Origin of the sequence: Variovorax sp. KBW07, from assembly GCF_003852515.1 — a bacterium.
Classification (GTDB): Bacteria; Pseudomonadota; Gammaproteobacteria; order Burkholderiales; family Burkholderiaceae_C; genus Variovorax.
In genome coordinates, this window is record NZ_QAJK01000084.1 from 6052 (window position 1) to 11940 (window position 5889).

4 protein-coding genes are annotated in these 5889 nt (G+C 67.9%); 1 reads left to right on the forward strand and 3 read right to left on the reverse strand.

Translation table 11 applies throughout. The annotated features are described in order from the left end of the window. Positions 1-49: 49 nt before the first annotated feature. Complete coding sequence (locus DBV14_RS17850; RefSeq protein WP_124460513.1) at positions 50-2164, reverse strand: PQQ-dependent dehydrogenase, methanol/ethanol family; 2115 nt, start codon at positions 2162-2164, stop codon at positions 50-52. 133 nt (positions 2165-2297) lie between these two features. Between DBV14_RS17850 and DBV14_RS17855 the strand changes: the two genes are divergently transcribed. Beyond that, positions 2298-3617, forward strand: a complete 1320-nt coding sequence (locus DBV14_RS17855) for a helix-turn-helix domain-containing protein (protein ID WP_124460514.1) — start codon at positions 2298-2300, stop codon at positions 3615-3617. Between the two features lie 24 nt (positions 3618-3641). Here the strand turns inward: DBV14_RS17855 and DBV14_RS17860 are convergent, their stop codons facing one another. Both DBV14_RS17860 and DBV14_RS17865 read right to left on the reverse strand, forming a co-directional pair. Further along, positions 3642-4796 (reverse strand): ROK family transcriptional regulator, encoded by a 1155-nt coding sequence (locus tag DBV14_RS17860; RefSeq protein WP_124460515.1) that lies wholly within the window; start codon positions 4794-4796, stop codon positions 3642-3644. A gap of 18 nt (positions 4797-4814) precedes the next feature. Beyond that, complete coding sequence (locus DBV14_RS17865; RefSeq protein ID WP_124460517.1) at positions 4815-5630, reverse strand: ATP-binding cassette domain-containing protein; 816 nt, start codon at positions 5628-5630, stop codon at positions 4815-4817. Positions 5631-5889: the final 259 nt, after the last annotated feature.

Consider the following 5889-nt stretch of genomic DNA (forward strand, 5'->3'; position numbering starts at 1 on the left):
AGTCGCACGCGCCAAAGATGAACCCGCACCCGCTCCCAACAGCAGCGCCTCACTTAGGCCGAATAGCGTCCGCAGTCCCCTGGATGAACGCCTTGATGCTCTCGATGTCGTCCCCCGACAGCTTGCCCGTGAAGTCCGGCATGCCCCGCGCCATCGCCGGCCCCTTCAGGATGAACTTGTCCAGGTTCTCGATGTACGCCGCATCCAGGTAGCCCAGGTTCGGAATGTTCCCCCCGCGGTCCACACCCGGCACCCCGTGGCAGAACACGCAGTTGCTCACGTACAGCATCGTCCCCGCCTGCACCTTCGCAGGGTCGTACTTCACCCCCTGCACCAGCTTGTCCATGCGGTACTGCACAAAGTCTGGCATCTTCGCCGTGCCGCCCACCGCGAACGTGTACACCGTGCCCGGCCCCTGCCGCTCCGTCGCGCGCTGCGCCAGCCCGTACACGCCGCCCCAGCCCACCGCCACCGACACGTACTGCTTGCCGTCCACCATGTACGTCGACGGTGCCGCCACCACGCCCGTGCCCGTCGGCGTTTCCCACAGCTTCTCGCCGCTCTTCGCGTTGTAGGCCAGCAGGCGCCCGTCGGCCGTGCCCTGGAACACCAGGTTGCCGGCCGTGGTGAGCGTGCCGCCGTTCCACGGTGACGCGTAGTCCACGCCCCAAGCCTCCTTCTGCGCCACCGGGTCCCACGCCACGAGACGGCCGAAGGGCTTGCTGGTGGGCGGCTCCACGTTGGCGAACTTGCCGGTGTTCCAGCCCAGGGCCGCATGCGGACGGCCCGGCGCGTTCTGGTCGAACTTCCAGTCCTTGTCGTCCATCAGGTTCAGCGGCACGTGCTGCGCGGGCAGGTACGCGTACCCCGTCTGCGGGTTGAACGACATCGGGTGCCAGTTGTGCGCGCCGAAGGGGCCGGGAATGCTGTCGCCGGGCTTCTCGTTCTGCCGCGCGGCAGCGATCTCGATGGGGCGGCCGTTCTTGTCGTAGCCCGTGGCCCAGTTCACGTCGACGAAATTCTTCGCCGAGATGAACTTGCCGTTGGTGCGGTCGATCACGAAGAAGAAGCCGTTCTTCGGCGCATGCAGCAGCACCTTGCGGGGCTTGCCGCCGAGCTTCACGTTGGCCAGGATCATCGACTGCGTGGAGGTGTAGTCCCAGTTGTCGCCGGGCGTCTCCTGGTAGTGCCACTTGTACTTGCCGGTGTCGGGGTCGAGCGCCACCACCGAGCCCAGGTAGAGGTTGTCGCCGCCCTTGGGGCTGCGCGCCTTGGCGGCCCACGGCGAGCCGTTGCCGGTGCCCACGTACATCAGGTTGAGCTCGGGGTCGAAGGCAAAGCTGTCCCATGCGGTGCCGCCGCCGCCGGCTTCCCAGTACTTGCCGCTCGGGTCCCAGGTCTTGGCGGCGCGCGCCATCGATTCGTCTTCGAAGGGCTTGCTCGGGTCGCCCGGCACCACGAACCAGCGCCACTTCTGGTCGCCCGTCTTCGCGTCGTAGGCCGTGACGTAGCCGCGCACGCCGTACTCGGCGCCGCCATTGCCGATGATGACCTTGCCCTTGAAGACGCGCGGCGCGCCGGTGATGGTGTAGCTGCCCTTCTGGCCTTCGATGGTGTTCTTCTCCCACACCTTCTGGCCGGTGGCCGCATCGAGCGCGATGAGGCGGCCGTCGTAGGCGGCCACGTAGATCTTGCCCTCGTGGATGGCCACGCCGCGGTTCACCACGTCGCAGCAACCCTTGAAGCCTTTCGATTTATCGACCTGCGGATCGAAGGTCCACAGCTTCTGCCCGGTGCGCGTGTCGATGGCGTGCACCACGCTCCACGATGCGGTCACGTACATGATGCCGTCGACCACCAGCGGCGTGGCTTCCACGCCGCGCGTCGATTCGAGGTTGTACGACCACACGAGCCCCAGCTGCTTCACGTTGCCGGCATTCACCTGGTCCAGCTTGCTGAAGCGCGACTCCGCATAGTCGAGGCCCACGCTGGGCCAGTCGGGCGTTTTCTTTTGCGCGGCGTTGGCACGGATGAAACTGCCGTCGACGCGCTTGGTGGCGGCCGCGGCGCGGTCTTGTGCATTCTGGGCCGTGGCACTCGTCGATGCGGCCAGGCACAGCAATGCACCGGCGAGCGCGAACAGCCCGGAGTGTGTTGTTTTCATCGTGGGTCTCCTTGTGGCGCAAGGATCGCGCGCACGGCCTTCGCGCTCACCCCCGGGATTTCCCCAGTCCGGCGCTGTTCCATTGCGGAACACATTCGCTGCTGGTCCCGAATCCAGCGAGGCAGCGAACCCCATGTCCCCAGACAAGTTCGAGCGGCTCGGCACGGCCGATGCGCCGCGCCAGCTCTTCGCCAGCACACCGGCGCAGCGCGTGGCACTGGCGCGGCAGCAGTTCTTCGAAGAAGGCGTGCGGCCTTCGGGGCTGGTCGGCGAAGCGGTGCTGCAGTCGTGGATGCGCTGCAGCCGCACGCACCGCGACCGCCAGCGCATCGTGCCCTTCGACGCGGTCACGCCGAGCCGCCTGCACACCACGCTGGCGCGCAACCGCGAACTGCTCGACGTGGCGCGGCAGGAGCTCGGGCAGATGGAGAACATGCTCGCAGGCACCGACTGCCGCGTGATCCTGACCGACCCCGACGGCGTGGTGGTGCACGTCACCAACCACCCGGCCGCCGAGTACCAGCCGGTGCTGCGCAAGACCGCGCGCGTGGGCGTGAACATTTCGGAACGCGTGGTCGGCACCACGGCACCCGGCATCGTGGCCAGCACCGGGCAGGCCTGCACCGTCGATGGCGCGGAGCATTACTTCGACGTGCTGTGCCACATGCAGTGCGCGGCGGCGCCGATCCGCGACGTGACGGGCCGGCTGGCCGGCGTACTCGACCTCACCGTGGAGGCGCGGCGCTTCGGCTTCGACGCGGCATCGATGGTGGCGCTGCACGCCACCATCATCGAGAACCGGCTGCTGCAGGCGCAGTCGCGCGACCACCTCATCCTGCGCTTCCAGGCCAGCCCGACATTGCTCGGCACGCCGCTCGAGGCACTGGCCGGCATTGCGCCCGACGGCACCATCGCGTGGCTCAACAACGCCGGCGCGCGGCTGCTGGGGCGGCTGCCTGAAGCGGCTGGCGAACGCGATGTCGAATGCCTGCTGGGCCACGACCTGGCAAGCCTGCTGCGACTCGGCCGGCGCGAAGCGGCACAACCGCTGCGGCTGGCGAGCGGGCTGGGCGTGTGGGTGCAGGCGCACCTGAAGGGATCTGACGGAGCGGACTTCAGGCATGCGGTGGCGGTGGCCGTGCCGGGCATGCAGGCGTCTTCGGCGCCCGTGGAACACACCGCGAACGCGGACCTTGTTGAAGACTGCATGGCATCGATGCCGATGTCATCCATGGCCAACGAGGGCGAGGGCGAAGCCGCATCGCATCACACCGAAACGCTGCGCGAACACAGCCGCAAGCTGATTGAGGAAACGCTCGCGGTGCACGACGGCAATGTGTCGCAGGCGGCGCGGCAATTGCGCGTGTCGCGCGGCACGCTCTACCGCCGCCTGCGCGGCTGGCGCGACGAAGAATCGAAGCAGCAGCACGCGACTGCCCCATCGGCGGACTGACAGGCGGACTGGTCGGCTGGCGCGTCAGGCCACCGCGCGGGCCAGCGCTCGGGCACGCCGCGCCTTCGCATCGGGCTGCAGCGGCCTCAGGTACTCGTGCAATGCGAGCGCGGCGGCGCCGACCGCGGGCGCGAGCTCTTCATAGCGCGCGGTGCGCAGGTCGGGCGCGGGCATGCCGGCCCGATCGGCATGGCGCTTGACGCTCTCGAACGCAGCCTGCGCAAAGCCGCGATGGTCGGCGCAGGCCTTGCCGCCGAGCACGATGGCGCGCGGATTGAAGGTGACCCACAGGTTCTGCAGCATCACGCCGAAGAAGGCGGCCGCGCGCTGCATGTCGGCGCCCTTTCGTTCGAGCACGCGCGAACCGAAGAAGGCCTCGGCGCAGCCGCGCCGGCCGCACGAGCACAAGGGGCCGTCGAGTTCGAGGATGGTGTGGCCGATCTCGCCGGCCATGCCCTGGGCACCGGTGAAGAGGCGGTCGTTCAGCACCACGCCGGCGCCCACGCCCACGTCGCAGTTGACGAAGATCAGCGGGTCTTCGCCCTCGCCCGCCGCAAACTCGTATTCGCCGAGCGCGGCCGCATCGGCGTCGTTCTGCAGTTGCACCGTGACGCCCGGCAGGCCGGCGGCGGCGAACGATTTTTCGAGCGCCGGCAACAGGCTCACATTGCGCCAGCCGAGGTTGGGCGCGAAGCGGACCACGCCGGTGCAGTCGTCCACCGCGCCCGGCACGCACACGCCGATGCTCGACAGGCGCAGGCCCAGCGCCTTGAGCCGCACGTGCGCCGCGGCCGCCATGCGCGCGACCTGCGCGCACACGCCGGACGGGGAGCCATCGGTCAAGGCATGGGTGTCCGAGTACAGCACCTCGCCCTGCAGCGAGACGCAGACGAGGCGCACGGTTTCCACCGCGATCTCGACGCCCATCAATGCGCGCACGCCGACGTTGATCTGCAGCGGTGTCGAGGGCCGGCCGAGCCCGTCGTTGACGGCCGCATCGGACTCCTCGAGCCAGCCTTCGTCGAGCAGTTCGCGCACCAGCAGGCTCACGGTCGATTTGGTGAGCCCGCTCTCGCTCGCGAGCCGTGCGCGCGACAGCCCGGGTTGCGCGCGCAGCAACCGCAGCAGCACGCTGCGGTTCATGCGCTTGAGCAACTGCTGGTCGCCGATGGTCTTCATGCCGCGCGAAGCGATGCGTCAGGCGGCCACGGCTGCTGTTGCCGCAGCTGTTGACGCGTGGTGCGCCTGCTCTTTTCCTTCGGGGCGCTTGCCCGCGATGATCATGCCGAGGACTTCGTCTTCGGTGACGTCGGCGGTGCGGTAGGTGCCGACCAGCTTGCCGTTCTTCATGACGGCAAGGCGGTCGCTGAGCGAGAACACATCGGGCATGTCGTGCGTGATGAGGAAGATGCCGACGCCATCGGCCTTGAGCTGCTTCACGAGCCCGCCGACCATGGCGGTTTCTTCGGGGCCGAGGGCGGCGCAGGGCTCGTCCATGATGAGGATGCGCGCATTGAAGTACAGCGCCCGCGAGATGGCGACGACCTGCCGTTGCCCGCCCGAAAGCCGGCGCACGGGCACGCGGATGTTGGTGAAATTCTTGTTGAGCCGGTGGAAGACTTTGCGGGCCTGCACTTCCATGAAGTGGTCGTCCAGGGTGTTCCAGCGGGTCATCTTCTCGCGGCCGAGAAAGAGGTTGGAGACGGAGTCGAGGTTGTCGGCCAGCGCAAGCGTCTGGTAGATGGTCTCGATGCCCTGGGCCTGCGCTTCGGCGGGTGTGCGGATGTTGACTTTTTCGCCGGCGATGAGGGTGTCGCCGGAGTCGATGGGGTAGGCGCCGGCGAGCATCTTCATCAAGGTGGACTTGCCGGCACCGTTGTGGCCGAGCAGCGCGACGACTTCGCCGGGGTAGAGGTTGACGCTGACGCCGTCGACGGCCTTGACCCCACCAAAGGCCTTGCGGATTTCGCGCAGTTCCACGAGCGGCTTGGAGGTATCGATCGTGTCGCTCATTTCAGTGCCTCCGGGGGGCGTTGCGTTCTTGCGGCTGCTGTTGGGAGCGGGTTCGGGTGCATTCGGGGCGCGTGCGACTGACACCGGGTACTCCCCTCCGCGAATGTCCCCCGCTTCGCTCCTCCTTTATTTCGCTGCGGGGAGCACCCGATGCCATTCGTACGAGGGCGCTGCGCTTGTGTCGCTCGATCAACGACCGCTCTGAGCCGCTCACGTCGATGGTGTGCTCTGCGCAGCGAAATAAAGGAGGAGCGAAGCG